Below are 25194 nucleotides of genomic sequence, written 5' to 3' on the forward strand. Positions count from 1 at the left end.
GGCCTCGTCGCGCACTATTGCCCAGGAGAGACCCCACTGGCTACCGGCCGCTGCGGGAACGCGACCGCGATGACGCGCATCGGGTTCCAGTCCCGTCGTGTGCTGGCGGATCGGTCAGTCGAGGTAGCTGACGCCGGTCAGGTCTTCGGAGACCTGCCACAACCGGCGCGCCAGATCGGGGTCGTGGGACTGCTTGCTCGACGACACCAGCTTCGGGTGCCCGCGCATGCTTCCGAGACCGTCGGGGCCGTAGTACTGCCCGCCCGTCACACCGGGGTCGGTCGCCGCGCGCAGGGTCGGCAACGCGCCCATCGTGGGGGATTGGGTGAGCAGGCCTATCGCGGGCCCGAATACCGCCGGCAGGTGACGCATCAGATCGGTATTCGCTCCGCCGGGGTGGGCGGCGACCGCGATCGTGGCCTGGTCGGCGGCGGCCAGGCGCCGCTGGAGTTCGTAGGTGAACAGCAGGTTGGCCAGCTTGGATTGGCCGTATGCGGCCAGTGCGCTGTAGCCGTGATCGAAGTTCAGGTCATCGAAGTGGATCGCCGCGCGGATACGGTGCCCGATACTGCTGACCGTGACCACCCGCGAGCCGGGCACGGGCAGCAGGGCGTCCAGCAGCAAGCCGGTCAGGGCGAAGTGCCCGAGGTGGTTGGTGCCGAACTGCAACTCGAAGCCGTCTGCGGTGGCCTGCTTGGGCGGGTACATCACCCCGGCGTTGTTTATCAGCAGATCGATCCGCGGATGGGCGGCTTTGAGCTCAGCGGCCGCGGCGCGCACCCCGTCGAGGGATCCCAGATCGAGTTGTTGCAGCTCCACGCTGGCGTGGGGTGTTTCGGCCAGGATCCGGTCCACGGCGGCCTTGCCTTTGTCCAGGTTGCGCACGGCCAGCACGACGTGTGCGCCCTTGGCGGCCAGTGCGGCGGCCGTTTCGAATCCCAGTCCGGAATTCGCGCCGGTCACGACGGCGGTGCGTCCGGTCTGGTCGGGGATGTCGGTGGTGGTCCAGTTCGTCATGCGGTCCTCCTCGGTAGTATGAGCAAAGCGGAACGGTAGCTCCGCTTACATTCAACCATACGGAACGCGCGCCCCGTTTGCCAGGAACGCGAGAGGTGATTCACGTGACAGACCAACCCAAACCGCTCCGCGCGGACGCGCTACGCAACCGCGAGGCAGTCCTCGAGACCGCCTATCGAAGCTTCGCCGCCGAGGGACTGTCGATCCCCATCGATGAGATCGCGCGTCGCGCCGGAGTCGGTGCGGGCACCGTCTACCGGCACTTCCCCACCAAGAACGCCCTGTTCGCCGCCGTTGTCGATCATCGACTGACCCAGATCGTCGCCGCGGGGCGCGCCCTGCTCGACGAGGGCGACCCGGGGCTGGCGCTGGCGGAGTTCATCCGCGCGATGGCGTTGCAGTGGGGCGCTGCCGATCAGGGATTGTCCCAGGCGATCGCCGGCGACGGGATCGACATCGACACCGTCGCCCCCGATACCGAAGCCCAATTCATGAGCCTAATCGGCGAACTCCTCACCGCCGCGAAACACGCCGGAACCGCCCGCGCCGACCTGACCGCACGAGAAGCCAAGGCCATCATCGTCGCCTGCCAGGCCACCCAAACCCACACCCCCGACGTCGCCGATCGCGTCACCGCCCTCATCCTCGACGGGATTCGGCCCCCGACGTGAGGGTCAGGAGTGGGTCGATAACGTTCGTTCACGAGACACCTCGGCCGAAGCGGGTTTCCGCAGGCTAGAGTCGTAAGGTTGCCGTGTACGTACCAGTGTCAACCTGTCGGGTGTTCGCAATACACTGCGCGCCATGCGAATTGGCTAAGGGCGGGTCTCCACCCGCGACCAACACCCCGAAGCCCAGCGCGACGCGCTCACCGCCGCCGGGTGCGAACAGATCTTCACCGACAGGGTCCGGCGAGCTCGCCTCCCGGCCCGAGCTCAGCGAGGCGCTGCTGGTGGCCAACCGGCCCAAAGACCAACTGGTGGTGACCAAGCTCGACCGGCTCGGCCGTTCCCTCGAGCATCTGATCGAGCTGTCCAAGACCCTCCAGGACCGGGGCGTGGACCTGGTGATGCTCGACCAGGGCATCGACACCTCCACCGCCGTCGGCCGCATGTTCTTCCAAATCCTCGGCGCGATAGCAGAATTCGAGCACGCCCTGATGTCCGAGCGCACCCGCGACGGGCTGGCCGCAGCCCGCGCCCGCGGACGTACCGGCCGCCAGAAACCCAAACTCGGCGCCCGGCAGGTCCAGCTGGCGCGGCAGATGTACGACGAACTCGACGAGCGGGGCAGGCGCCGCTACACCGTCGAGCAAATCGCCGCCGAGTTCGGCGTCACCCGCCCCACCATCTACCGCCACCTGAACAAGACGACCTCATAGCCACACCGCACCCGACCAGGAAATACAAGAAATTCGTTGGATTTTCGGCGATTACAGTCCCCCGGAACCCCCAGTGGCGGCACCCGGGCCGCCGGCTGCCCGTCCCTGCTGTGGCGATCAGGCGCGGTCCTGCGCGCTGGCTAGGTGGGCGTTGATGCGGCCGAGCAGGTCGAACAGCTGCGCGCGCTCGTCGCGGCCGAGCGGGGCCATGATGTGCTCGTTGACGCCGTCGAGGACGCCGTCGAGGACGCGGTCGAGTTCGGTGAGGTGGGACTCGCCGTCGTCGGTGATGGTGATGACGTTGCGGCGCTTGTCGGCCGGGTCGGGGGCGCGGCGGACCCAGCCGCGGTCTTCGAGGTCGTTGAGGACTGATACGAGGTCGCTCTTGTAGATCCGGGTGCGGCCGGAGAGGGCCGCCTGGCTCGCGGGGCCGAACTCGGCGAGGGCGGCGAGCACCACGAAGTGGTCCTTGTGGGCGCCTACCGCGCCGAACTTGCCGACCTGGTCGCCCGCCACAGCCTGTGGGTCGATGAGGGCCGCTACGGCGAGACCGACCGGCTCTTCACCGGGGACGTCGTCGTCAGGTCCCCGCGCGGTGAGGTCCGGAGCTTCGAGGCGCTCATCGAACTCGTGCGCTCGGGCGATGACAGGTACGTCCGCACCCTGCACAACAAGTCCAACCTCGTCATCGAGGTCGATCGACGGCGAGACCGCCACGGTACGGGCCCACGATATCGCCGTGTTCGTCATCGACGACAAGACCGAGGCCGTCGCGGCCGGGTTCCACCGCTACGAGGCGCGTCGCACCGAGGAAGGCTGGCGCTTCGACCCGACTCGAAATCACCCCGGTCGCACTGACCGAAGCCCTCGACCGGGCCCTCTGGGTCGCGCTCGAGAATGAGGTAGCCTCCTATTGAATCTTGTTGTGCTGCAACATGATTTACCAACAGGAGGCTTCCTTGCCGAGCGGAGCGGGCTTTTCGTGCTCAGCCGACGAGGACGACAGCGCAGGCCGCCAGGAACACGACCTGGACCAGTGTCCGCAGCGGCAGCGGCATGGTCTTGATCCCCAGTTCGGCCCGTGCGGCGCGGACGTTGGCCGGGAACATCACCACCAGCAGCGCGATCAGACAGATCGCGGCAAGGTCGGCGGTCGCGGGGATCACCAGGCCGACGGCGCCCGCCAGTTCGAGGATGCCGGTCAGCGTCACCAGCGCGGGCGGGTTCGGAAGCCTCGGCGGCACCATGGCGATCAGGGCGGCGCGGCGCGGCTGGAGGAAGTGTGCCGTCGAGGTGAGGACGAACATCGCGGCCAGCCCCAGCGCGGTCGCGTGCGGCCACGAATCGAGCCAGCCGATACCGGCCAGCCAGCCGATAAGCCGAGCCAGTGCGGTGACGACGGCGAGTACAACCAGCGGTGCCATCGGGATCTCCTGTCGAACAACCAATCTTGACAGTGGAAAGATTAGGTCGACGATAGAAACTTGTCAATGCCTAGATTATCGGCCACCATCGAGGTATGAGGAAGAACGGCTACCACCACGGCGATCTGCGGGCCACGATCCTGGCCGCGGCCGCCGAACAGATCGCGTCCAACGGCGTCGATGCCGTCTCCCTGCGCAACCTGGCGCGGCACGCCGGGGTCTCGCACGCGGCGCCCGCGCATCACTTCGGCGACCGAGCGGGCCTGCTCACCGCGCTGGCCGCCGAGGGCTTCGAGCTGCTGACCGACCGGCTCGAGCAGGCGGCCGGAGATTTCCGAGAGATCGCGGTGGCCTACATCCGATTCGCCCGCGAACACCCCGGGCACTTCGACGTCATGTACCGGCACAACCTGCTGCATGCCGACGACCCGAAGCTCCAAGCGGCACGGGTACGCTCCGGCGCTGCGTTACGCTCCGGTGTCTCCGCGATTCAGCCGGAGCGGAACCGACAGCATCAGCAGGCGAGCCAACTCGCCGCCTGGTCGCTGGTGCACGGTTTTGCCTCGCTGTATCGCGAAGGGGCACTGGACAATTCGGCGCTGGTTACCGAACCGGACCCGGAGGCACTCGCCCGCCTGATGCTGTCGACCATTCGGTTCGACTGACGAAACCCGCCTGCGGCGGGCCGCCACAGTGTTATCTAGAGGACCTGGAAGGAGTAGGCGGCCATCATCTCGTGGCTGCCGTCGACACATGGACATCCACGCCTACCCAACCGAGGCGAGCACGCCGGTGGACCAGAGCGAGGCGCGCCGGATCGCCAAACGCTACCTCTCGAACGACGACGACGCCGAACGCGGAATCACCTACCAGATCACCGAATTCGACACCTGCTTCGTCGCCGCCGCCGTCTTCCCTCCCTCGCCATCCGCCGACCCGAACGTCCCCCTACTGGTCGTCGGCGGCTCGGTCTGCGTCATCGACAAGCCCACCGGCGCGGTCTCCTACTGGCCCACCTACCCGACCGACATAGTCGCCGAACAGTACGCGGCCGCACTGCGGGACGACCGTCTGATCATCGAGGACAGCTGGCCGAAAGACGATGACCAGCCCGAAGACGATGAGCCACCGTCCGCCTGAAATGATCCGTCGCCGTCGAACCAACCATTCCTCCCCTCGCCTGGACGGACCTCGACCATCCCCCAGTGGGTTCAAGGCCCGCTGATCAATGCGATCACTTCCCGACCCGACCGGGCAGCTGCCTCGGCACCACCGCTGCGGGGTCGACAACTGCCCACACAAACGCGCGATTGCGCCAGCCGAGCTGGCACGGGTTGCTACCCGTAGACCAGCTCATCAGTCCCACGCGTTGAAGAGAACCCCGCCCAGCGTGGTGATTCCGTAGTAGCGAATCTCGCGCCATTCACTCTTCGAAAGCACATCGGTATTCACGTAGCGGAGTGGTGTGGCGAGCTGCTCGCTCGTCAGGACCACAAATCCCGCGCTGGCGAAGATCAGAGCCCATGGCGGTGGCACTACGAATTCATCCTCGGAGCAATGCCGACGTTCCTGGCTGAATGCGATCCATGGGTGATAGGCGTGACACAGGACGATCGTCTCACCCTCGTGCTCGACAATCGGTGCGGTGTGGAAGGTCCGGGGGTACGCCCGTTCCTCCACCTCACCCACTTCGCCTCCAGCTTTGCGAGCAGCGGCATACAGAGCGGTACGGAATGCCCGCAGGTCGGTCTCGGGCAGGGGACCATCCTTCGACCGAAAGAAACCCGTCGCCCCTCTCGGCAGCGTGAAACGCGTACATTCATCGTCGACCATGTCATTCATCTTGCCTGCCGCCGCAGTACCGGTACGTGCGTCGTGCCGGCTCGGCGGGAACGAACTTGCTTGTGGGAGTGGGTGTGTCGTCGGCTGGTCCGAGGTGAGGTCTTCAGTAGTCGAGTGCCAACGTAGTTCATGGGCGTCAACGCCTCTTCGACGGAATTCGATAATCGACAGCCCTGCCCGCAACAAGCACATCGCCCTCGGTGACATGCTGGTAGCCGAGGGCAAGATGCTCTTCGGCACCGCCATTCTCGACGATGACGGCACGATGATCGGCTCGATGCTGATCCTCGAATTCGACTCCCGCGGCGAACTCGACGAATGGCTGAAGGTCGAGCCGTATGTCACCGGAGACGTCTGGCGGCATATCGACATCCGGCCGGTAAGGGTCGGCCCTTCGTTCACCCGGCTGTACAGAGCCTGACCGCTCGCGTGCATCCCTCCCGCTGTCGACAGCGTTCTGGGCGCGTCCCCGCCAGGTTCATTCATACAGTGCCGGCAGGCCGATGAGTGCGACGTCGTCCGACTCCGCCGCCCTTCGTGCATTGTCGTTGAAACCAGCGCCGCTGAAGCACAGTAGTCGAGTTCGGCTGGTGTCGTATCGACCATTGCGGGCGATGACATCCCGGATATGCCGAAGGCGGTCCAGATGACTTTGTCCCATCATGTCGTTCCACTTCGCCTCACCGATCGCCAGGAGCGGCGGCTTGCCGCCGTCCGATACCCCGATGACGGCGACGTCGATCTCGTGATTTGTTCGAGTGCTGGCGTCGTGAACCGTCCCATGACCGACCTTGGCCGGAAGTTCGGCGAACAGACCGGGATCGGAGTGGTGCAGCGCCCAGTCCCGGCATATCTGCTCGAAATGTGGCCCGAGAACGTTGCTGATGAACCTGAGGCGACTGGCGCGCCACACACGGCTGGCACTTCCGGGGCGTTCGAGCTGGTCCCAGACCGGGCGCATGATTGCGTGGTAGAAGCGAATCAGCGGCTCGGAGATGCGATACGTGGATCTGTTGTCCCGGAAGGCATCGGCGTCACGATACAGGAGTCCGACATCTTCGAGAACATTGATGGGATGGGCGATATCGGAGGCCTTGCGCTCGAGATAGCTGGCAATGCCGCCGCGCGTGGCGTTGCCGTCCGCCACTGCGCCCAGCACGGACAGATACAGGGCGGTGTCGCGTAATTCGGGTTCCTCGGCGAGCAGATATCGTGGCTCGCGAAACAGTGGCGTCTCCGGATTCATGACGGTTCGGACAACCCAGTCGTCGAAGTCATCGGGTCCGGTGGGCGTATCGCCACGTGCGAACTCCCGCCGATACGCTGGAGTACCTCCCACGATCGAATTGACCTGTAGCGCCAGACGTGCGTCACTGATTCCCCAGAATTCAGCTGCCAGGCGATAGTCGAGCGGACGAACCAGCAACTCGAGTCCGGCGCGGCCACGCAAAGGGGCGCTACCGGACAGGATTCGACCCATGAACGACAGCGCGGATCCGCATAACAGCAACCGCGTCCGTGAGTTCGTTCGCTGTTCACGCAACGGCCGCAAAGCTTCCTGAATGACCGACGGAAGCTCGGGGCTCGCCTTCGCGAGGTAGGGGAACTCGTCGATGACGACAGGAACCGGCTGTTCGATCCCCAGACTGAGCAGCGTGTCGATTACCTCTGCCCAACGATGGAAATGAAACGGGCTCACCGGCCGAACATGAGCGGTCAAGGCAGCGCTGATCCGCCGCAGCGATTCGGCTTCGGTTGCCTCGGTCGCACCGAAGTAGAACCCGCCTGCCGCCTTGCAGATCGCTTCCAGCAAGAAAGTCTTGCCCTGGCGACGCCTGCCCGAGACGACACCGAGCGTCGCGCCGGGCTGCTCGTCCGAGACGAAGCGGGTCAGCGCAGACCACTCGTATGCACGATCGAACATGTCCGCAGGTTTCCGCACGACACTCCCGCAGTTTGTAGGATCACAGTTTATATAACTGTACTCCCCAAAGATAGCTGCCCACCATTTTCGCTTGTCCGTTGATACACCGAAGGCCCGGTCCTGGTGGACCGGGCCTTCTCAGTGGCGATGATGAAACACGCCATCCCCGCCTCGTCCGCAGCGTGCATAATCGACTCGGCACGCCTCGACAACCATCGGGCTGGCGGAGCCTGACGACCGCCCAGGCGCGGTCGCCCATTCAGTACGCAGGCTGGGCAGGCGGAGCCTCGTTTTGGACGCTGGCAGAGGGTTCGCCCGCGTCGTTCGGGACGCTCGGCGAGGGTTCACCGCCGTCGGGGACTTCGGTGCCGCGCAACGAGGTTCCGGCCGTTTCGCGGAGGAAGGTCCAGGCGACCAGGCCGATCAGGGACGCGCCGACCATGTAGACGGCGGGGAACAGGGACCAGCCGGTCGATTCGATCGCGGCCTCGTTGATCAGCGGGGCGGTGCCGCCGAAGGCCGCGGTGGAGACGTTGTAGCCCAGCGCGAAGCCCGCGTAGCGGACATGGGTCGGGAAGATGGCCGGGAATGTGGCGCTGATGGTCGACAGCTGCGGCACGTACAACAAACCGAGCACAATGAATCCCGTGATGGCCCACCCGATGCCCTGGCCCATCAGCCAGTACATCGGCACCGCCATCACCGCGAGGCCGAGCAGCGAGAACAGCCACATCGGACGGCGGCCGACATGGTCGGACAGCTTGCCGAAGAACGGCAGCACCAGCATCATCACCAACTGCCCGACCAGCATCATCGCGGTGGTGGCCGACTCGCCTATGCCGATCTTGTTCTGCAAGTAGGTCGGCTGGTAGGTGAGCAGCGTGTAGTTCACCACGTTGAGGGCGACGACCAACCCGGCCAGCGTGAGCGTCTCGCGCCGGTAGGTGGTCAGCACCGCACGCAAGCCGCCCGGCGGATGCTTGTGCTCGGCCACCTCGCTGAACACCGGGCTCTCGTCGAGCTTGGCCCGGAGATACCAGCCGATCAGGCCCAGTGGGATGGCGAGCAGGAACGGGATGCGCCAGCCCCAGTCGTGCATGGCGTCCGAGCCGATCGCGAGCTGGCAGGCCAGCACCGTCGCGAAGCCGCCGACGAACCCGCCGAGCGTACCGAACTCCAGGAAGCTGCCGAGGAATCCGCGATTACGGTCGGGCGCGCACTCGGCCAGATACGTTGCGGCGCCGCCATATTCACCACCGGTCGAAAAGCCTTGCACCACACGCAGAGTGATGAGCATGATCGGCGCGAACACACCGATGGAGGCGTGCGTCGGCAGTAGGCCGATGACACCGGTGGCGGCGGCCATGAGCAAGATCGTGGTGGCCAGCACTGCTTTTCGGCCGATCCGGTCACCGAGTGGACCCCACACCATGCCACCGAGTGGTCGAAGCACGAAAGAGACGGCGAAGCCGAGCATGGTGCCGAGCGTGCCTAGTTCGCCGGGAAAGAAAGCGTCGGTCAGGTAGCTCGCGGTCGCGGCGTAGACGCCGTAGTCGAACCATTCGGTGGCATTGCCCATCGCGGAGGCGGCGACCGAGCGCCGCAGAGGGAAACTCTCGGAGGTTTGGCCGGTCACGTGCACGTCCTCTCCAGCCCGTCACGGACCTCGATTCGTTCTTCCTTCGGCTTCTCACCGAAGGCGCGGCACGAACACAGGCAATACCCAGATTCCATAATTGGCAAACAGCGGCGGCTCGAAAACAGCGCTGGGAGAATACTCTGACCTGCCGGTACGTCAAATAATGTGACACCAGTCACAATTGGCCACAATCTGGAATACAACCGCGAAACCGACCAGCCAGTCTAGAGATGACGTCGCTGCATCGACTCACCCGCACCCGCACCGCCCACCGAAGCGAGACCTCCCGATCAGCCGCCCGCAAGCATCGCGGTGACGCCGGCGGTAACCTCACGCGCCAACGCGGCGCCAACAGGAGCGTGCCGGCTCAATAGCCGGTACCACATGGCCCCGAACGCGAAATCGACTACCAGATCCAGCGGCACAGCCTCGGCCAACTCGCCCGCGTCGACCCCCTGTTGCAAGAGTGCGCGCATTGCGGCACGGCGGGGCCCGATCACGGTGTCCTGCAACCGCTTCGAGAGCGCCGGGTCGCGCTGCGCGTCCGCCATCAGGCCGACCAGCGCCTGCCCGGTCACCTTGCGCGCGAGTTCATAGGTCGTCGCGAGCAGGCGTTCGACGTCAGCGAGGACGTCTGTGGAGTTGTCTCGCACCACGAGCGCGGCGTGTTCGTACGCCAATCCGACGAGCGCCTCCATAAGCACCGACGCCTTGTCCGGCCACCAGCGGTACACCGTTTGCCTGCCCACACCCGCCGCGTCGGCGATCGCCTTGATGGTCAACTCCTGATAGCCATCGCGCTCGCACAGCTCCAGCGCGGAACGCAGGATCGCCCGCCTGGCGTCCTCACTCCGCGGGCGGCCTCGGGTTCCGGTCATGCCCGCACTTTACAAGACACCGTGCCTCGTTTATATTTCGAGGCACAATGTTTCGAAAATAAGGAGAATGTTGTGCGCAACCGAGTCGTCATCGTGGGCGGTACATCGGGCATCGGCCTTGCCACCGCGCGCAGGCTCGCATCCCACGGGCGCGAGGTGATCATCGCCGGACGCAGCGCCGAGAAACTCGCCGAGGCGCTGGCCGAACTCGGTCCGGACGCCACCGGACAGACGGTCGACGCGCGGGACGAGGCGGACCTGGCCCGATTCTTCGCCGAGGTCGGGCAGATCGACCATCTTGTGGTGACCGTGACCGGACCGTCCGGCACCACCCCGTTCCGCGAGCTCGGACTGGATCATGTCCGGCAGCATGTCGACGGCAAGCTGCTCGCGCACACGGCCGCGATACAGGCCGCGCTGCCGCATCTCGCCGCGGGTGGCTCGATCACGCTGGTGTCGGCGGCGTCGGCGGGGGGCTCGATGCCGACGACGGCGGCACTGGCCGCGGTGAACGCCGGTGTGGAAGCCATGGTTCCGGTACTGGCCGTCGAACTGGCGCCGCTGCGGGTGAACGCGGTGTCTCCGGGCGTGATAGACACCGACTGGTGGAAGTTCCTGCCCGACGGCGCCCGCGCCGAAGTATTCGACTCCATCGCCTCCTCCACCCCAGCCGGTCGGGTCGGCACGGCTGACGACGTGGCGCACGCGATCGAGTTCCTGGTCGACAACTCGTTCACCACCGGGATCGTGGTGCGAGTCGATGGAGGCGCGCGACTGGGAGCGCCGAAGTAGGCCGTCGAACCGCGCCGGTTCGGACGCCGATCCGCGTGCGGGACCGCCGTTTCCGCACTACAGCGGGGTCACGTACGCACCGGCGATGCCGCCGTCCACCATGAACTGGGAAGCTGTGATGAACGAGGAGTCGTCACTGGCGAGGAAGGCCACCGCGGCGGCGATCTCCTCCGGTTCGGCGAAGCGCCCGAGTGGCACGTGTACCAGGCGGCGCGCGGCCCGCTCGGGGTCCTTGGCGAACAGCTCCCGCAGTAGCGGCGTATTCACCGGGCCCGGGCACAGGGCGTTCACCCGAATTCCGTTGCGGGCGAACTGCACGCCCAGTTCCCGGCTCATCGACAGCACGCCACCCTTGGAGGCTGTGTAGGAGATCTGCGAGGTTGCCGCGCCCATTACCGCGACGAACGACGCGGTGTTGATCACCGAGCCCTTGCCGCGCTCCAGCATGTGCTGGATGGCGTACTTGCTGCACAGGTATACCGAGGTCAGGTTGACCTCCTGCACGCGACGCCAGGCGTCGATACCGGTGGTCAGGATCGAATCGTCCTCCGGCGGAGAGATTCCCGCGTTGTTGAACGCGATGTCCAGCCCGCCGTAGCTGTCGACCGCAGTCTGGAACAGCGCCTCGACCTGGGATTCGTCGGTGACATCCACCTCGACGTACCGCCCGCCGACTGCCGCGGCGGCGGCCTCGCCAGTGCCGGCGTCGACGTCCGCGACGACGACCTTCGCCCCCTCCGCGGCGAAACGACGGACCGTGGCCAGACCGATACCGCTCCCGCCGCCGGTGACGACGGCGACTCGATCCTGTAAGCGCTGCAACATATCTCCTGTCAGGTGTGGTGGGTCACTGCGTGGCGAGGAACACGTTCTTGGTCTCGGTGAACGCCAAGGCGGCATCCGGCCCGAGCTCACGGCCCAACCCCGACCGCTTGAAACCACCGAACGGCGTCCAATACCGGACGGACGAATGCGAATTCACCGACAGGTTGCCCGCCTCGACGCCGCGCGAGACGCGCAACGCCCGGCCGACGTCACTGGTCCAGATCGAGCCGGACAGGCCGTACTCCGTATCATTGGCGATCCGGACGGCGTCGGCCTCGTCCTCGAACGGCAGCACCGCGACCACCGGGCCGAACACCTCCTCGGTGAGCACCCGGTCGGCGGGCGTGCCGGGCAGCACCACCGTCGGGGGATACCAGAATCCGGGCCCCTCCGGCCTGCTTCCGGTGAACGCCACCTTCGTCGACCGTTCCACGAATCCAGCGACGCGCTCCCGGTGCGCGGCCGAGATCAGCGGCCCCATCTCGGTGGACTCGTCGGACGGATCGCCGACCCGCACCCCGTGCACCGCCGGTTCCAGCAGCTCGAGGAAACGGTCGAATACGCTGCGCTGCACAAGAATTCGAGAACGCGCGCAGCAGTCCTGCCCGGCGTTGTCGAATACGCCGTAGGGCGCCGTCGCCGCCGCCCGTTCCAGGTCGGCGTCGGCGAACACGATGTTCGCGCTCTTTCCGCCGAGTTCCAGCGTCACCCGCTTCACCTGCCGCGCGCAGCCCGCCATGATCTGCGTGCCCACTTCGGTGGAGCCGGTGAACACCACCTTGCGGACGGCCGGATGGGTGACGAAGCGGTTCCCCACTACCGATCCCTTGCCGGGCAAGACCTGGAACACGCCCTCGGGCAGCCCCGCTTGGAGCGCGAGTTCCCCGAGCCGGATCGCGGTCAACGGCGTGAGTTCGGCGGGTTTGAGCACCACCGTGTTCCCCGCCGCGAGCGCGGGCGCGAATCCCCAGGCCGCGATCGGCATAGGAAAGTTCCACGGGACGATCACGCCGACCACGCCGAGCGGTTCGTGGAAGGTGATGTCGACCCCGCCCGCGACCGGAATCTGGCTGCCCAGCAACCGTTCCGGCATACCGGCGGCGTAGTGCAACACGTCACGAACGTTGCCCGCCTCCCAGCGCGCGTTGCCGATGGTGTGCCCGGCATTGGCGACTTCTAGTCGCGCGAGCCGCTCCAGGTCGGCGTCGACCGCCTCGGCGAAGCGGCGCAGCAGCCGGGCCCGGTCGCCGGGCGCGATGTCGCGCCAGGCGGCCGAGGCACGCTGGGCCTCGTCGATGGCGGCGTCGGTCTCCGCTTCCCCGACGAGTTCGACGGTGGTCACCACCTGTTCGGTCGCCGGATTGACCACCTGCGCCGTCGTCACGAGTTCCGCTCCCTTCGATAGGTGTCCGCCGCCTCGACCAGTGCCCGGATCAACCGTCGGTCGGTGGCGTCGACCTCCGGATGCCATTGCACGCCCAGCAGGAACGAACCGTCGGTCGCCTCCGCCGCCTCGATGGTGCCGTCGGTGGCGTGCGCTGTGGCGAGCAGACCGTCGGCGAGCCGGTCGATGGCCTGATGATGATGGCAGTGGACCTTCACCTCCGGACCGGCGAATTCCGCGACCCTGCTGCCCGCGGTCGTCAGCACACGGGTGACGCTGAACCCGCCCTCGGTGCCGGAATGCTCATCGTGACCGACGACATCGGGGAGATGCGGAATCAGGCTGCCGCCCAACGCCACGTTCACCAACTGGAGCCCGCGGCACACCGCGAGGATCGGCAGACCCGCTGCCCGCCCCAGCTCGAACAGACCGAATTCCGATTCGTCGCGATCCGGCCTGGTGTAGCCGGGGGATCCGCCCGAAGGGCCGCCGTAGCGGGCGGGATCGATGTCGGCGCCGCCGGTCAGCACCAGCCCGTCGAGCAACCGCACCAACTCGGGGCGGGGAGCACCGGCGGGCGGCAGCAACACCGGGGTACCGCCGGCGGCCACCACCATGGCGACATATGTGTGCGGCAAGACCGCGCTGGGCAGGTCCCAGGTATTGAAGCGTGTTTGCTCCACATAGGTCGGCAGGCCGATCACAGGACGTGCGACCTCAGAGTCGTTCGAAACCACGGATACGCTCCCAATCGGTGACCGCGGCGTCGTAGGCGTCCAACTCGACCCGCGCCGCGTTGCGGTAGTGCTCCACTACATCATCACCGAACGCCGCGCGAGCTACCGTGCTGTCCCCGAAGAGCTGGGCCGCCTCGCGCAGTGTCCGCGGCACCCGGGGTCGCTTCGATTGGTAGGCGTTGCCGTGGAATTCCGGCTCCAGCGGAAGCTGCCGGTCGATTCCGTGCAGTCCCGCAGCGATCAGCGCCGCCACGGCGAGATACGGGTTCACGTCTCCGCCGGGCACGCGGTTCTCGAACCGCAGCGAGTGCTCCTCGCCGACCACGCGAATGGCGCAGGTCCGGTTGTCCCGCCCCCACGTGATGGCGGTCGGCGCGAAGCTGCCCGCGACGAATCGCTTATAGGAGTTGATATTCGGGGCGAGTAGATAGGTGAACTCCCGCAGGCAGTCCAGCTGGCCGGCGATGAAGTGCCGCATCAGCGCCGACGATCCGTCCGCTCCATCGCCCGCGAACACCGGCTTCCCGGACTCGTCGCGCAAACTCAGGTGGATATGGCACGAATTTCCTTCTCGTTCATCGTATTTCGCCATGAACGTGAGGCTGCGCCCCTCCTGGGCCGCGATCTCCTTCGCGCCGGTCTTGTAGATGCTGTGGTTGTCACAGGTCACCAGGGCTTCGTCGTACCGGAACGCGATCTCGTGCTGGCCGGGACCGCATTCGCCCTTGGCCGACTCGACGTACATCCCGGCGCCGCCCATCTCTTTTCGGATGCGGCGCAGCAACGGCTCGATCCGCGCGGTCCCGAGCATCGAATAGTCGACGTTGTACTGGTTGGCGGCAGTCAGCCCGCGATATCCGGCGTTCCATGCCGCTTCGTAGGTGTCATCGAACACCAGGAATTCCAGTTCGGTCCCGACGAACGCGCGCAGGCCACGCTCGGCCAGCCGATCCAGTTGCTTGCGCAGCACCTGCCGCGGCGAGGCCGCGACCGCCCGTCCCTCCGGCACCACGTGCTCGACGTCGCACAGCACCAACGCCGTGCCCGGCCACCACGGCACCGCCCGCAGCGTGCGCAGATCGGGCCGCAGCACGAAATCCCCGTACCCGGTCTCCCACGACGACATCGTGTATCCGTCGACCGTCGCCATCTCCACGTCCACCGCAAGCAGGTAATTGCATGTCTCGGTCGCGTGCTCGACCACCTCGTCCAGGAAGAATCGTGCCGCGCACCGCTTCCCCTGCAATCGCCCCTGCATGTCGGTCATCGCGACGAGTACCGTGTCGATCTCCCCCTCATCGACCCTGTCTCGCAACTGCGCCACACTCAGCATCCCGTTACGCATCCACCACCCCTCTCGGCACCGACCGTGCTCACGCTAGAGCAAACCGGACATGTTTGTGAGGGGACCCACAAATCTGGAACCAGCCGTGTCGCGCGCATTCAGTCCTTTGATTTCCGCAGATACGGAAATAAACTGCGTTTCGTGACGAGTTTGCGGATCAGCGAAGCGGCGGCGTTGCTCGGGGTCAGCGACGACACCGTCCGGCGCTGGATCGATCAGGGCAAGCTGACCGCCATCCAGCTCGACAACGGGCGCAAGGGCGTCAGCGGCCGGGAACTGGCCGAATTCCTGCGGGCCAACGCCGAGGTGCCGGAGCCGGGCATCACCGTTGCCGCTTCGGCCCGCAATCGCCTGCGCGGCATCGTCACGCGGGTGGTCAAGGACACCGTGATGGCACAGGTCGAGATGCAGGCCGGGCCATTTCGGCTGGTGTCGCTGCTGAGCAGGGAGTCGGTCGATGAGCTTGGTCTCGAGGTCGGCAGTGTCGCGGTGGCCTCGGTCAAGTCGACGCACGTCGTTGTCGAGATACCGGAAAATTGACACGGATGATCAGATTGCTGCGGGTGCTGATCGCCGCCGGGGTCACCGCGGTCGCCGTGGCGGGGTGCGGTGCGGACTCCGAGCCCGCCGGGGCGGACGCCGTGGGCGGTACGGTCACCGTGTTCGCCGCGGCCTCGCTGACCGAGACGTTCACCGAACTCGGCACGCAGTTCGAGGCGACGCATCCCGGGGTCCGGGTGGTCTACAGCTTCGGCGCCAGCTCCGCGCTGGCCGAGCAGATCAACCAGGGCGCGCCCGCCGACGTCTTCGCCTCGGCCGCACCGAAGAACATGCGGCAGGTCGCGGACGAGGGCGAGGTCACCGACACGCCGGTCACCTTCGTGCGCAACCGGCTGACGATCGCGGTGCCGAAGGGCAACCCGGGCCACATCGCCGGACTGGCGGACTTCGGGAGGACCGAGCCCAAGATCGCACTGTGCGCCGAACAGGTGCCGTGCGGGTCGGCCGCCGAGACCGTGTTCGAGGTAGCGGGCATCAAACCCGAGCCCGACACCCGTGAGGCGGACGTGAAAGCGGTCCTGACCAAGGTGAAGCTCGGTGAGGTCGACGCGGCGCTGGTTTATCGCACCGACGTGCGGGCGGGCGGCGACCAGGTCGAGGGCATCGACTTCCCGGAGGCGGACAAGGCGATCAACGACTACCCGGTCGCACCGCTCAGGCACGCGCCGAATGCGACGGGGGCTGCCGCGTTCGTCGAGTTCGTACGTTCCGACCAGGCGCGGACAGTGTTCGCGAAGGCGGGGTTCGACACACCGTGACCAGCTCGGAGCGGCGACGAACAAGATCGGGACGACGACCGCTCGTTCTGGTGCTGCCCGCCGTGTGCGCGCTGGCATTCCTGCTTGTTCCGCTGCTCGGTCTGCTGCTGCGGACGCCGTGGTGGGCGCTGCCCGACCGGTTGTTCAACGCCGAAGTCGGCCAGGCGCTGCGGCTGTCGCTGCTGTGCGCGAGCCTGGCAACGGTGATCTGCCTGGTACTCGGCGTTCCGCTGGCCTGGCTGCTCGCGCGCGGCGAGGTGCCGGGGCGCGGGTTGATCAGGGCGCTGGTGACCGTGCCGCTGGTGTTGCCGCCGGTGGTCGGCGGTGTCGCTCTGCTTCTTGTGCTCGGCAGGCGTGGGCTGATCGGCCGCTATCTGTACGAATGGTCCGGCTTCGCACTGCCTTTTACCACCGCCGGGGTGGTGATCGCGGAAGCGTTCGTGGCGATGCCGTTTCTGGTGATCGCGGTGGAGGGCGCGCTGCGGGCGGCGGACCCGCGATTCGAGGAGGCGGCCGCGACACTCGGCGCGTCGCGCTGGCTGACCTTCCGGCGGGTCACGTTGCCGTCGGTGCTGCCCGGTGTCGTCGCGGGCGGCGTGTTGTGCTGGGCGCGGGCGCTGGGCGAGTTCGGCGCGACCATCACCTTCGCCGGCAACTTTCCCGGGAAGACGACCACCATGCCGTTGGCGGTCTACCTGGCCCTGGAACACGATCCCGACGACGCGATAGTGCTGAGTCTGGTACTGCTCGCCGTCTCGGTGGCGGTGCTGGTCGCACTACGCGAGCGCTGGATTCGAGGCGCGGTATGACGCTGGATGCTCACCTTCGGGTCACCCGCGGGCAGTTCCGGCTCGACGTTCCGCTGGCCGTCGCGCCGGGTGAGGTGGTCGCCCTGCTCGGACCCAACGGCGCGGGCAAGACCACGGCGCTACGCGCGCTGGCCGGGCTGACGCCGCTTTCCGACGGCGCGATCCGGCTCGACGACGACACTTGGGACGCGCCGCCGGGGCTTTTCGTGCCCACCGAACGTCGTCGGGTCGGCGTCGTCTTCCAGGACTATCTACTGTTCGCGCACCTGAGCGCACTGGACAATGTCGCCTTCGGCCTTCGTGCCCGCGGGCACCGCCGCGCCGCCGCCCGCGACCGCGCCGCGCACTGGCTCGACCGGGTCGGCCTCACCGATCACGTCGCCGACAAGCCGCGCGCTCTGTCCGGTGGCCAGGCGCAGCGGGTCGCGCTTGCCAGAGCGCTCGCGACCGACCCGTCGCTGCTGCTGCTCGATGAACCACTTGCCGCGCTGGATGCGAGCACGCGCCTGCGCGTCCGCTCGGATCTCGCGCACCATCTGGCCGACTATCCGGGTCACACTGTGCTGGTCACGCATGATGCGCTCGACGCGATGGTGCTGGCCGACCGTCTCGTCATCGTCGAGCACGGCGCGGTTGTCCAGGAAGGACCGCCTGTCGATGTCGCCCGCCGCCCGCGCTCCGACTATGTCGCACATCTGGTCGGACTCAACCTCTATCGCGGCACCGCCCGCGGCACCACCGTCGACCTCGCTGAAGGCGGCGCGCTCACCGTTGCCGAACCCGACCGGGGCGCGGTGCACGTCGCGTTCCCGCCGACCGCGGTCAGCTTGCATCCCGAGCCCCCGGTGGGCAGCCCCCGCAACGCCTGGCCGGTCACCATCGGCAGCATCGAACAACACGCCCACACCATCCGCGTGCGTCTCGACGGCACCCCGCCGGTCCTCGCCGACGTCACTCCCGCCACCGTCGCCGAACTCCGACTCCGGCCGGGCACCCGGCTGTGGGCAGCGGTCAAAGCCACCGAGATCCACACCTACCCCGCGTGAGACAGCGGCTGCACCGCATGGTCGGGCGGAGTCGACGGTGGCCGGCTATTTGGTGGCGGCCCAAACGGTCACCAGTGCTTTGTAGGCGTCGCCGACATTGTCGAGCGACAGCTCGGTGACGAACGCGACCCGGTTCGCCGCTGTCTTGACGCAATAGCTGTTGTCCGCGCTGACCGGAAGGTTTTCGGCCCCCTGAGTGGAGATGAGATTCGAGCACTCCAGCCGTGTGGGCTTGGCCGGGCCGTTCCAGAGCGCGATAGTGGGGTTCGTCGTGAAAGACCCGCCCCGTAGCCCATAGAGCGTGGCGGCCGAGAAACCACCGAGAGACTTGCGGGCATAGCTGACCCAAACGCTGGCGCCGGTGTTGCTGCGTAGCACACGGGGTGGGACCGAGTCCAGGTCGACGTAGGTCAGGTTGATCGTGCCGGACCACCGGATATCGCCGGCCGTCGGCGATGGAGCAGCAGGCGCGGAGGCCGAGGGCGAGCCGTCACCGGCGGTTGTCTCGCTCCGGGGCGGCTGCTTGCCCGATGTCGGGGTTGCCGACGAGGAGTCCCCGCCCGAAAACGCGTCGAACGCCTTGTCCGGCACCAAAACGATCACACCGCCGATGACAGCGACGATGATCGCGGCGAAAAAGGGGTAACGCATCATCCAGTGACTGCGCCCTGAGGAGGCTTCCCGGCGCGCTGGGCTCGGCTGTTCGGAGTCCTCGGTGCCCCCGTTGTCCCCCATGACGAAGCTTTCTCCTTTGCGATGAGTGCTCAAGGAAAAAGCTTAGCCTGGTTGTGTTTTCGGGGCTGCTACTGACCGTGCGTCGCCGGAATCTCCCTGCCGCCCGCAGGCGGAGTCGACCAATGGGCTCGCCGCCTCGACTCGACCGGCTGATCACACCGCGGAGTCGGTAGTGACACTACCGGTCGGCGTGCGCGTCGAGGGTCCGGGGTAGAGACCTCTGTGGTTCTGGTCCCGAAGGTTCGGGGGACGATGCTGGAGGCTCGGGTGCCGTCCGAATTCATTTCGGAGACGGGAATTTCGAGCCGGGCAGACGCCGATTCATGATCAACTGACTGCGGCATGCAGCATTATCGCTGCGAAATAGCCCGGCGCCTACCGCATTGCACGGTAGGCGCCGGTGACGCATCAGAGGTAAGCGCCGCACACGGGCCAGGCGCCCGGGCCCTGAGTGGCGAGCACGTTCTCCGCGACGCGGATCTGCTCGGCGCGGCTCGCGTTGGACGGGCTGCCGGAGCCACCGTTGGCCTCCCAGGTGCTCTGGGTAAACTGCAGACCGCCGGAGAAGCCGTTACCGGTGTTGGTGCTCCAGTTGCCACTGCTCTCGCACTGCGCGACGGCATCCCAGTTGTGGGCCGACGCGGTGGCGGTGGAAAGGCCGAACGGCACGGCGACGAGGGCGCCGAGCGCTGCGGTGAAGCCAAGGACACGAGTGCTGAACTTGCGGTTTTGCGACATGTGATTTCCCGCCTGCGCCCACCGACTCGACGGAGCGTCCGCCGCGTCCCTGTCCCCAGGAAGGTCGGGGTTTCTCGAACCGCGGGACAGGGTTTCCGGCGTTCATCGGTTCGAGTTCGAGCTCGGGTGTTGATCGAGCCGAGATCGAACGTAGCGGAGAAATCGCTGCAGATCACGTTCGAATAACGACAGAATTGTGTAAAGCAATACTCTAGAGTCTCGACATTTACCGAGGTCGCACACAAGAAAATTGGTCATACGGGTTCGCTGTTATGGCTACGTTATGTGTTCTAGATCACTGCGAAATCGTGAAACGGATCGCATTCGGCCGGGTCCGACGCCTCGCTGTGACCATCCGGCGCCGTCCGTGGCCGACGTGTTACGGCGCGGGAGATCGGCTACGGACCGGCGAGCACGAAGTGCCGAGACCCCGTTCTGTGTGACCGCATCTGCTACCGCGACGTACCGGCGATCGGCCGATCGCACCTGCCGAACGCGCAGGCCACCCGGCGTTGTGGAGATGGCGGGAGAACGGCGTGGGAGCTGGCGGGCACGAGACACCCACTTCAGCCTTCAACGCGACCAGCCGCGCCGACCCAGGAAGATCCCAGAAATCTCGCCACAGCCTGCACCGCCCGCTGACGACAGCCGCGGGCGTAGCGCTGTCGCTTTCGGGGTATTTGTCGGCTGCCACCGCCCAATCCGCGCGCGACGCCCGGCCCGACATCGTCATGATTCTCGCCGACGACCTGGAATCGATGACCACGCGGGGATGGACGGCGGCTGCGGCCACAACACCAGCGTGCTAACCAACTGGGGCGAAGTCGGCGGCTTCGAAACGTTCCGCGCCTACGGCAACGAGCAGCCCACCATCGCCACCCACCTGCACGGATGGCGGGCACGTACCGCAGCGGCCTCGAAAACGACCTCGCCCACATTCCGCCGGGCTCGGACGACGGGCGCGCGGGCGTCGACAACTCTCTCTACCTGGGCTTCAACTACACCTCGAACGAAACGGCGCTGTGGTGAAATACCGTGTCGCAGCGGCCGATTACGAGACCAAGGCGCAGGGACGGACTGCGCACGCGTCCACGGTGGCCGCGCTGGACCTCGGCTCGGCGCGCTCACCACCTGCTCCGGCGCGGGCTGCCGGTGGCACGGCAGCCCGCCGCCGGACTACCTGCCGTGCGCTCGCAACTGGTAGAGCCCTTCGGTTTCGGCGACCACAACGCCGTCGGCGGCGGTGACCACCGCCCGCAATGTGAACTCGGACTTGCCGTTCGCCGCTGCCTCCTCGGTGATGCGCGCGATGTCCGCCTCCGATAGCGTCGCCTCTGCCCGCACGTCGGTCTTCGCCGGCTTGCGGAAGAAGACGTGCAGGTCTTTCACCAGCGGGTAGAACGCTGCGTTGTCGAAGGTGGCGACCGCGATCGCACCGCCGAGGATTTCGGCGACCGTGAACAGCACGCCCGCGTACATCACGCCGAAGTGGTTGCCGTTGCCCTCGGCCGGCACCGAGGTAGCCGCGAATCCGCGCCGCACCTCCACCGCCTGCACGCCCATCTTGTGTGCGATCGGGATGGTGAATTCCAACGCCCCGTTGACGAGATCCTTGAACGGAGGAGTCTCGAATTCGCCCATATCCGCAACCATCCCTTCCCGCCGGAGGTGGCCGGCACCTCGTCGTCTGCCACGGCCGCATCGGCGGGCCACACCGAAGCATAGGTGCTCGCTGTGGTATCCCTGCAGAGTGTTGGCACTTCGCCAACTATCGACGTGGTCCGATCAGGCGTTGATGCCTCAGATCTTCGGTCCCGGTTACCAGTCCACCCTCGCCGATCAGGTACCCGGTTATATCGCCGTATCCGCCCTGCCGTTGCAGACATTCGTAACCCACGGACGTGGGGCGGTCGGAGGTGCACCATTTCGCAGAGAATCCACGCCCCCTCGTTTCTCTGGTGCACGGCCGGCAAACCCATTCGACGATTGTGCCTGCCGAAAGTGACGACTCGCCCGCCCACCGCCGCTGCCGAGGCCAGCAACCCATCGACCTGCTCGGCCGACGCTGGCCGAAGACGATCTGCCACTACGTGGGTCGGCGTCGGGATCCACTTCGGGATCCTTCCTTGTTCATCAACCCTGACTGCGGTTGCTCACGAATGTTGACGGGCGTGTTGCGGAGTCGATGTAACGGAAGGGGGCGGCACTGTCGGTTTATAGTGTGAATACGGGTGCGGGGCGGAGGGGAGCGTGCCGATGTCTGACATGTCGAAAGTCGAACTGTATGCGGCGATCCGCCAGGATCTTCGTGCAGGACTGTCCAAGCGTGCCATCGAGCGCAAGCATGGGGTCGGGTGGCGCACGGTAGCCAAGGCGACGGAGTCGGTGTGGCCCGAGCCGCGTAAGGAGTATCCGCCGCGACCACAGAAGCTGGATCCCTACAAGCCGTTCATCGACGATGTTCTGCGCGCCGATCTGGATGTACCTCGGAGGCAACGGCACACCGCGACCCGGATCTATCGGCGTTTGCTCGAGGAGCACGGCATGACGGACGTCTCGTATCAGCGAGTCAGTGCCTATGTCCGCGAGCGCAAACCACAACTGCACATGGAACAGATGACAGGTCGTCGCCGCTCCGAACGGCTCATCAAGGCTGCCGGGTTCCCCCGCGCCAAAACGTTGCGTGACTTCGATTTCGATGCCAACCCCCGTGTCGACCCCGCCATGGTCCACACCCTCGCCAAATGCGACTGGGTCAGGGAAGGGCTGCCGTTGTGCTTGATCGGTGACTCCGGCACCGGGAAGTCCCATCTGCTCATCGCCTTGGGCACCGAGGCAGTGAAAGCCGGATTCCGGGTCAGATACACCCTGGCTGCCAAGCTGGTCAACAAGCTTGTCGAAGCCGTCGACGGCCAACGGCTCACCAAGACCATCGCCCGCTACAGCGGCGTCGACCTGCTCTGCATCGACGAACTCGGCTACACCGAACTGGACAGACGCGGCGCCGAATTGCTGTTCCAGGTATTGACCGAACGCGAGGAGAGGAAGTCGGTCGCGATCGTCTCCAACCGAAGCTTCTCCGGCTGGTCCAAAACCTTCACCGACGCCGGGCTCCGCGCCGCCATCATCGACCGACTCACCTTCGGCGGCAACATCATCGACACGGGCACCCAAAGCTATCGCCGTGCCCATACCGAGCCGAACGTACGCACCGACAACCCCCGCTGAGTCGACCGAGCTCCTACTCACCGACGAGGATGTCCACCGAGCCGCAATTGCTCGACAACCGGCGCGCCCCGAGACCTTTTCCTATTCCATTCGCATGGTCCGGACCGCAGGTGACCGAAAATAGACGTCTCGAATTCAGAACAAGCACCGTCGTCGTGCCGTCGGAATTCGCGATAAAGTGCCGTCGGAATTCATGAAAAAATGCCGTCGGAATTCGCGAAAAAACCACCTACGCCGATCTCGGATCCACCTCGATTCGGGCGGCAATCCAGAAGCAACTATTGCGCTCGCATTTCCGGCGACGTATCTTTGTGGTGGGATTATTTCCGATCAATTTCCGCGAGGGGGATGTAGACGATTCGAAAATTGTACCGGAGGCGGGAGCATTAACCCGGCGGCCTCCTACTCTGAACGCAACTCCGTCACCGACAAACGGTAAGTCGCATTACCGACCGCTGGCAACCTCATCGGCAACACCGCCATGGCAGCGGCATCCACGTCGAACTCAGGTGGCGTGACGATGCAGGCCTGCATTGCCAGCAACACCCCGGACAACTGCGTCCCCCACAGGGCAGCGTCATCGGCTGCGCTGTCTGACGGCCCGGCCTGCCACCAGCAGACGTATCGGGCGAGGACTCCACCAACACAACCACCGTCACGCTCGGCGGCGTACGCGGCCGCCTGGCCTCGGTTGGTCATGCCCACACCACACCGACAAGGAAGGCAGAAACATGCCCATCACTCCCAATCAGGGGTCGACCGGAGGCGGGACAACCGTCAACATCACCGGCACGAACCTCGGCGGCGCCACCGCCGTGCACTTCGGCTCCAAGCTGGCCACCATCACGGGCAACACAGCCACATCGGTCACAGTTGTCTCTCCGTCCGGGACGGGCACGGTCGCGGTGACCGTGACCACCGCAGGCGGGACCAGCAATCCGCTGTCGTTCTTCTACATCGGCGCGCCGTTCAAGTCCACCTTGTCCCCGGTGTCGGGTGTCACCGCCGGCGGCAACACGGTCACCATCACCGGAATCGGCTTGTCCACCGCCTCCTCGGTCAGCTTCGGCGGCAACACCGCGACTCCGACCGTGGTCAGCGACGGCACCCTGACCGTCGTCGTGCCGGCAGGCGCGGCCGAGGGGTCGGTCGGGGTCAGCGTCACCACCGCGGGTGGCACCAGCAACGGCCTGTCCTACACCTACGTCGACACGCCAACCCTGGGCACCCCGGTTCCCGTCTCCGGTCCGACTTCCGGCGGCACCGCGGTGACCATCCCCGGCACCAATCTGACGACGACCGAGTCGGTCACGTTCGACGGTGTCGCGGCGCCGTTCGACGTCATCTCCGACACGGAGGTCGTCGCGGTCACCCCGCCGGGAACCGCCGGTGCCGTCGACATCGTGGTCACCACCAGCGGCGGAAGCGCCACCTCGGTCGGTGCTTTCACCTACGTCGCCGGACCGGGCATCTGACCGGACGTCAGAGCGGCTGAGGTCCGGCCGCCGGATGACCGCGGCTGCCGGCCCCGGGCAGGCTACTCGCTTCCCTCCCCGGGGCCGGCACTCGTCAGCAAAACAATCTGCCCCGGCCGCCTGATCCACGGCCGGACCGGGGCTCTGACCCACTCTCGAAGGACCATCATGCCAACCATCACTTCTCTCTCTCCGACCTCGGGGCCCGCCTCGGGAAATACCAGCGTCACCATCACAGGCACCGGGTTCGTCCCGATTGTCACCAACGTGAAGTTCGGCACGGTGGCGACCTCGTTCACCGTGGACTCCCCCACTCAGATCACCGCCATCGCCCCACCCGGAACAGGGACGGTGCAGGTCACCGTCACCACGTCGGGTGGCGGTACCAGCAACGGGGTTTCCTACACCTATCTCCCGGTTCCGTCCCTCAGCAGCGTGAATCCCACGCAAGGGCCCAGCACCGGCGGGAACACCGTCATCCTCACCGGCACGGGCCTCACGGGTGCTACCGGGGTCTCCTTCGGTGCCACACCGGCGACCTCGTTCACGGTCAACTCGGACACCCAGATCACCGCGGTCGCACCAGCCGGCACCGGTTCCGTGCAAGTCACCGTCACCGGTCCCGGTGGTACCAGTAACGGGGTCTTCTACACCTA

28 protein-coding genes and 2 pseudogenes are annotated in these 25194 nt (G+C 66.3%); 15 read left to right on the forward strand and 15 right to left on the reverse strand.

Annotation, left to right across the window (positions count from 1 at the left end; all coding sequences use genetic code 11):
• Positions 1 to 114 precede the first annotated feature (114 nt).
• Complete coding sequence (locus AB4Z47_RS01335; RefSeq protein WP_441947290.1) at positions 115 to 1017, reverse strand: SDR family NAD(P)-dependent oxidoreductase; 903 nt, start codon at positions 1015 to 1017, stop codon at positions 115 to 117.
• 104 nt (positions 1018 to 1121) lie between these two features.
• Here AB4Z47_RS01335 and AB4Z47_RS01340 point away from each other — a divergent pair, with 104 nt between their 5' ends.
• The gene (locus AB4Z47_RS01340) at positions 1122 to 1688 is read left to right on the forward strand and encodes a TetR/AcrR family transcriptional regulator (protein ID WP_441947291.1); all 567 of its coding nucleotides are present in this window, start codon (positions 1122 to 1124) and stop codon (positions 1686 to 1688) included.
• A 281-nt stretch (positions 1689 to 1969) separates the two neighbouring features.
• Positions 1970 to 2398, forward strand: coding sequence for a recombinase family protein (locus tag AB4Z47_RS01345; protein ID WP_441947292.1), 429 nt, complete (start codon positions 1970 to 1972; stop codon positions 2396 to 2398).
• Positions 2399 to 2515: 117 nt separating this feature from the next.
• Here AB4Z47_RS01345 and AB4Z47_RS01350 read toward each other — a convergent pair whose 3' ends face one another.
• Complete coding sequence (locus tag AB4Z47_RS01350; protein WP_441947338.1) at positions 2516 to 3043, reverse strand: MarR family winged helix-turn-helix transcriptional regulator; 528 nt, start codon at positions 3041 to 3043, stop codon at positions 2516 to 2518.
• Between AB4Z47_RS01350 and AB4Z47_RS01355 the strand changes: the two are divergent.
• Positions 2942 to 3299 (forward strand): annotated as a pseudogene (locus AB4Z47_RS01355) (nuclear transport factor 2 family protein); the annotation flags it as partial. The gene AB4Z47_RS01350 and the pseudogene AB4Z47_RS01355 overlap by 102 nt on opposite strands.
• A gap of 85 nt (positions 3300 to 3384) precedes the next feature.
• On the opposite strand, the gene AB4Z47_RS01360 reads toward AB4Z47_RS01355, so the two are convergent.
• Positions 3385 to 3822 (reverse strand): DoxX family protein, encoded by a 438-nt coding sequence (locus tag AB4Z47_RS01360; RefSeq protein WP_441947293.1) that lies wholly within the window; start codon positions 3820 to 3822, stop codon positions 3385 to 3387.
• Positions 3823 to 3917: 95 nt separating this feature from the next.
• Here AB4Z47_RS01360 and AB4Z47_RS01365 point away from each other — a divergent pair, with 95 nt between their 5' ends.
• On the forward strand, positions 3918 to 4487 hold the full coding sequence (locus tag AB4Z47_RS01365) for a TetR/AcrR family transcriptional regulator (RefSeq protein WP_441947294.1): 570 nt from the start codon (positions 3918 to 3920) through the stop codon (positions 4485 to 4487).
• Positions 4488 to 4575: 88 nt separating this feature from the next.
• Positions 4576 to 4962, forward strand: coding sequence for a hypothetical protein (locus tag AB4Z47_RS01370; RefSeq protein WP_441947295.1), 387 nt, complete (start codon positions 4576 to 4578; stop codon positions 4960 to 4962).
• A 216-nt stretch (positions 4963 to 5178) separates the two neighbouring features.
• On the opposite strand, the gene AB4Z47_RS01375 is transcribed toward AB4Z47_RS01370, so the two are convergent.
• Positions 5179 to 5655 carry a hypothetical protein gene (locus tag AB4Z47_RS01375; protein ID WP_441947296.1) on the reverse strand — a complete coding sequence of 159 codons (477 nt, stop codon included), beginning with the start codon at positions 5653 to 5655 and terminating at the stop codon, positions 5179 to 5181.
• On the opposite strand from AB4Z47_RS01375, the gene AB4Z47_RS01380 reads away from it, so the two are divergent.
• Positions 5654 to 6085 (forward strand): YciI family protein, encoded by a 432-nt coding sequence (locus AB4Z47_RS01380; RefSeq protein ID WP_441947297.1) that lies wholly within the window; start codon positions 5654 to 5656, stop codon positions 6083 to 6085. The two genes, AB4Z47_RS01375 and AB4Z47_RS01380, sit on opposite strands and share 2 nt — an antisense overlap.
• 57 nt (positions 6086 to 6142) lie before the next feature.
• Here AB4Z47_RS01380 and AB4Z47_RS01385 read toward each other — a convergent pair whose 3' ends face one another.
• The 3 genes from AB4Z47_RS01385 to AB4Z47_RS01395 all read right to left on the reverse strand — a co-directional run bounded on the left by AB4Z47_RS01385 (position 6143) and on the right by AB4Z47_RS01395 (position 10105).
• Positions 6143 to 7588: an AAA family ATPase gene (locus AB4Z47_RS01385; protein ID WP_441947298.1), complete on the reverse strand. Its 1446-nt coding sequence runs from the start codon at positions 7586 to 7588 to the stop codon at positions 6143 to 6145.
• A 259-nt stretch (positions 7589 to 7847) separates the two neighbouring features.
• Positions 7848 to 9167: an MFS transporter gene (locus AB4Z47_RS01390; RefSeq protein ID WP_441947339.1), complete on the reverse strand. Its 1320-nt coding sequence runs from the start codon at positions 9165 to 9167 to the stop codon at positions 7848 to 7850.
• A gap of 350 nt (positions 9168 to 9517) precedes the next feature.
• On the reverse strand, positions 9518 to 10105 hold the full coding sequence (locus AB4Z47_RS01395; RefSeq protein ID WP_441947299.1) for a TetR/AcrR family transcriptional regulator: 588 nt from the start codon (positions 10103 to 10105) through the stop codon (positions 9518 to 9520).
• A 72-nt stretch (positions 10106 to 10177) separates the two neighbouring features.
• Here AB4Z47_RS01395 and AB4Z47_RS01400 point away from each other — a divergent pair, with 72 nt between their 5' ends.
• The gene (locus tag AB4Z47_RS01400; protein WP_441947300.1) at positions 10178 to 10897 is read left to right on the forward strand and encodes an SDR family oxidoreductase; all 720 of its coding nucleotides are present in this window, start codon (positions 10178 to 10180) and stop codon (positions 10895 to 10897) included.
• A gap of 57 nt (positions 10898 to 10954) precedes the next feature.
• Here the strand turns inward: AB4Z47_RS01400 and AB4Z47_RS01405 are convergent, their stop codons facing one another.
• The 4 genes from AB4Z47_RS01405 to AB4Z47_RS01420 are packed head-to-tail and all read right to left on the reverse strand — an operon-like array spanning position 10955 to position 15188.
• Positions 10955 to 11722, reverse strand: a complete 768-nt coding sequence (locus AB4Z47_RS01405) for a 3-oxoacyl-ACP reductase (protein WP_441947301.1) — start codon at positions 11720 to 11722, stop codon at positions 10955 to 10957.
• Positions 11723 to 11744: 22 nt separating this feature from the next.
• Positions 11745 to 13106, reverse strand: coding sequence for an aldehyde dehydrogenase family protein (locus tag AB4Z47_RS01410; protein ID WP_441947302.1), 1362 nt, complete (start codon positions 13104 to 13106; stop codon positions 11745 to 11747).
• Complete coding sequence (locus tag AB4Z47_RS01415) at positions 13103 to 13843, reverse strand: gamma-glutamyl-gamma-aminobutyrate hydrolase family protein (RefSeq protein WP_441947303.1); 741 nt, start codon at positions 13841 to 13843, stop codon at positions 13103 to 13105. Before AB4Z47_RS01415 ends, AB4Z47_RS01410 begins: the two co-directional genes overlap by 4 nt.
• Positions 13824 to 15188 (reverse strand): glutamine synthetase family protein, encoded by a 1365-nt coding sequence (locus AB4Z47_RS01420; protein ID WP_441947304.1) that lies wholly within the window; start codon positions 15186 to 15188, stop codon positions 13824 to 13826. Before AB4Z47_RS01420 ends, AB4Z47_RS01415 begins: the two co-directional genes overlap by 20 nt.
• A 141-nt stretch (positions 15189 to 15329) precedes the next feature.
• Between AB4Z47_RS01420 and AB4Z47_RS01425 the strand changes: the two genes are divergently transcribed.
• Genes AB4Z47_RS01425 through AB4Z47_RS01440 form a run of 4 tightly spaced genes read left to right on the forward strand, consistent with a single transcriptional unit; the run spans position 15330 to position 18362 of the window.
• Positions 15330 to 15728, forward strand: coding sequence for a TOBE domain-containing protein (locus AB4Z47_RS01425; protein ID WP_441947305.1), 399 nt, complete (start codon positions 15330 to 15332; stop codon positions 15726 to 15728).
• A 5-nt stretch (positions 15729 to 15733) separates the two neighbouring features.
• The gene (gene modA / locus AB4Z47_RS01430) at positions 15734 to 16507 is read left to right on the forward strand and encodes a molybdate ABC transporter substrate-binding protein (RefSeq protein WP_441947306.1); all 774 of its coding nucleotides are present in this window, start codon (positions 15734 to 15736) and stop codon (positions 16505 to 16507) included.
• Positions 16504 to 17316 (forward strand): molybdate ABC transporter permease subunit, encoded by an 813-nt coding sequence (gene modB / locus AB4Z47_RS01435; RefSeq protein ID WP_441947307.1) that lies wholly within the window; start codon positions 16504 to 16506, stop codon positions 17314 to 17316. The genes modA and modB overlap by 4 nt, the downstream gene beginning before the upstream one ends.
• On the forward strand, positions 17313 to 18362 hold the full coding sequence (locus AB4Z47_RS01440) for an ABC transporter ATP-binding protein (protein WP_441947308.1): 1050 nt from the start codon (positions 17313 to 17315) through the stop codon (positions 18360 to 18362). Before modB ends, AB4Z47_RS01440 begins: the two co-directional genes overlap by 4 nt.
• 45 nt (positions 18363 to 18407) lie before the next feature.
• Here AB4Z47_RS01440 and AB4Z47_RS01445 read toward each other — a convergent pair whose 3' ends face one another.
• Both AB4Z47_RS01445 and AB4Z47_RS01450 read right to left on the reverse strand, forming a co-directional pair.
• Positions 18408 to 19097 carry a hypothetical protein gene (locus tag AB4Z47_RS01445; protein ID WP_441947309.1) on the reverse strand — a complete coding sequence of 230 codons (690 nt, stop codon included), beginning with the start codon at positions 19095 to 19097 and terminating at the stop codon, positions 18408 to 18410.
• Between the two features lie 411 nt (positions 19098 to 19508).
• A pseudogene (locus AB4Z47_RS01450) lies at positions 19509 to 19835 on the reverse strand (transglycosylase family protein); the annotation flags it as partial.
• A gap of 891 nt (positions 19836 to 20726) precedes the next feature.
• Here AB4Z47_RS01450 and AB4Z47_RS01455 point away from each other — a divergent pair.
• Entirely contained in the window at positions 20727 to 20864 is a 138-nt protein-coding gene (locus tag AB4Z47_RS01455; protein ID WP_441947310.1) for a hypothetical protein, read from the forward strand.
• A 147-nt stretch (positions 20865 to 21011) separates the two neighbouring features.
• Here AB4Z47_RS01455 and AB4Z47_RS01460 read toward each other — a convergent pair whose 3' ends face one another.
• On the reverse strand, positions 21012 to 21476 hold the full coding sequence (locus tag AB4Z47_RS01460; protein ID WP_441947311.1) for a PaaI family thioesterase: 465 nt from the start codon (positions 21474 to 21476) through the stop codon (positions 21012 to 21014).
• A gap of 615 nt (positions 21477 to 22091) precedes the next feature.
• On the opposite strand from AB4Z47_RS01460, the gene istB reads away from it, so the two are divergent.
• A complete protein-coding gene (istB, locus tag AB4Z47_RS01465; protein WP_441947312.1) occupies positions 22092 to 23063 on the forward strand; it encodes an IS21-like element helper ATPase IstB in 972 nt (323 codons plus the stop codon).
• Between the two features lie 402 nt (positions 23064 to 23465).
• On the opposite strand, the gene AB4Z47_RS01470 is transcribed toward istB, so the two are convergent.
• On the reverse strand, positions 23466 to 23762 hold the full coding sequence (locus tag AB4Z47_RS01470; RefSeq protein ID WP_441947313.1) for a hypothetical protein: 297 nt from the start codon (positions 23760 to 23762) through the stop codon (positions 23466 to 23468).
• A 32-nt stretch (positions 23763 to 23794) separates the two neighbouring features.
• Between AB4Z47_RS01470 and AB4Z47_RS01475 the strand changes: the two genes are divergently transcribed.
• Both AB4Z47_RS01475 and AB4Z47_RS01480 read left to right on the forward strand, forming a co-directional pair.
• Positions 23795 to 24538: an IPT/TIG domain-containing protein gene (locus AB4Z47_RS01475; protein ID WP_441947314.1), complete on the forward strand. Its 744-nt coding sequence runs from the start codon at positions 23795 to 23797 to the stop codon at positions 24536 to 24538.
• A 168-nt stretch (positions 24539 to 24706) separates the two neighbouring features.
• A partial coding sequence (locus AB4Z47_RS01480; protein ID WP_441947315.1) for an IPT/TIG domain-containing protein occupies positions 24707 to 25194 on the forward strand: 488 nt, incomplete at its 3' end.

Origin of the sequence: Nocardia sp. 2TAF39 (genome assembly GCF_052114905.1) — a bacterium.
GTDB lineage: Bacteria > Actinomycetota > Actinomycetes > Mycobacteriales > Mycobacteriaceae > Nocardia.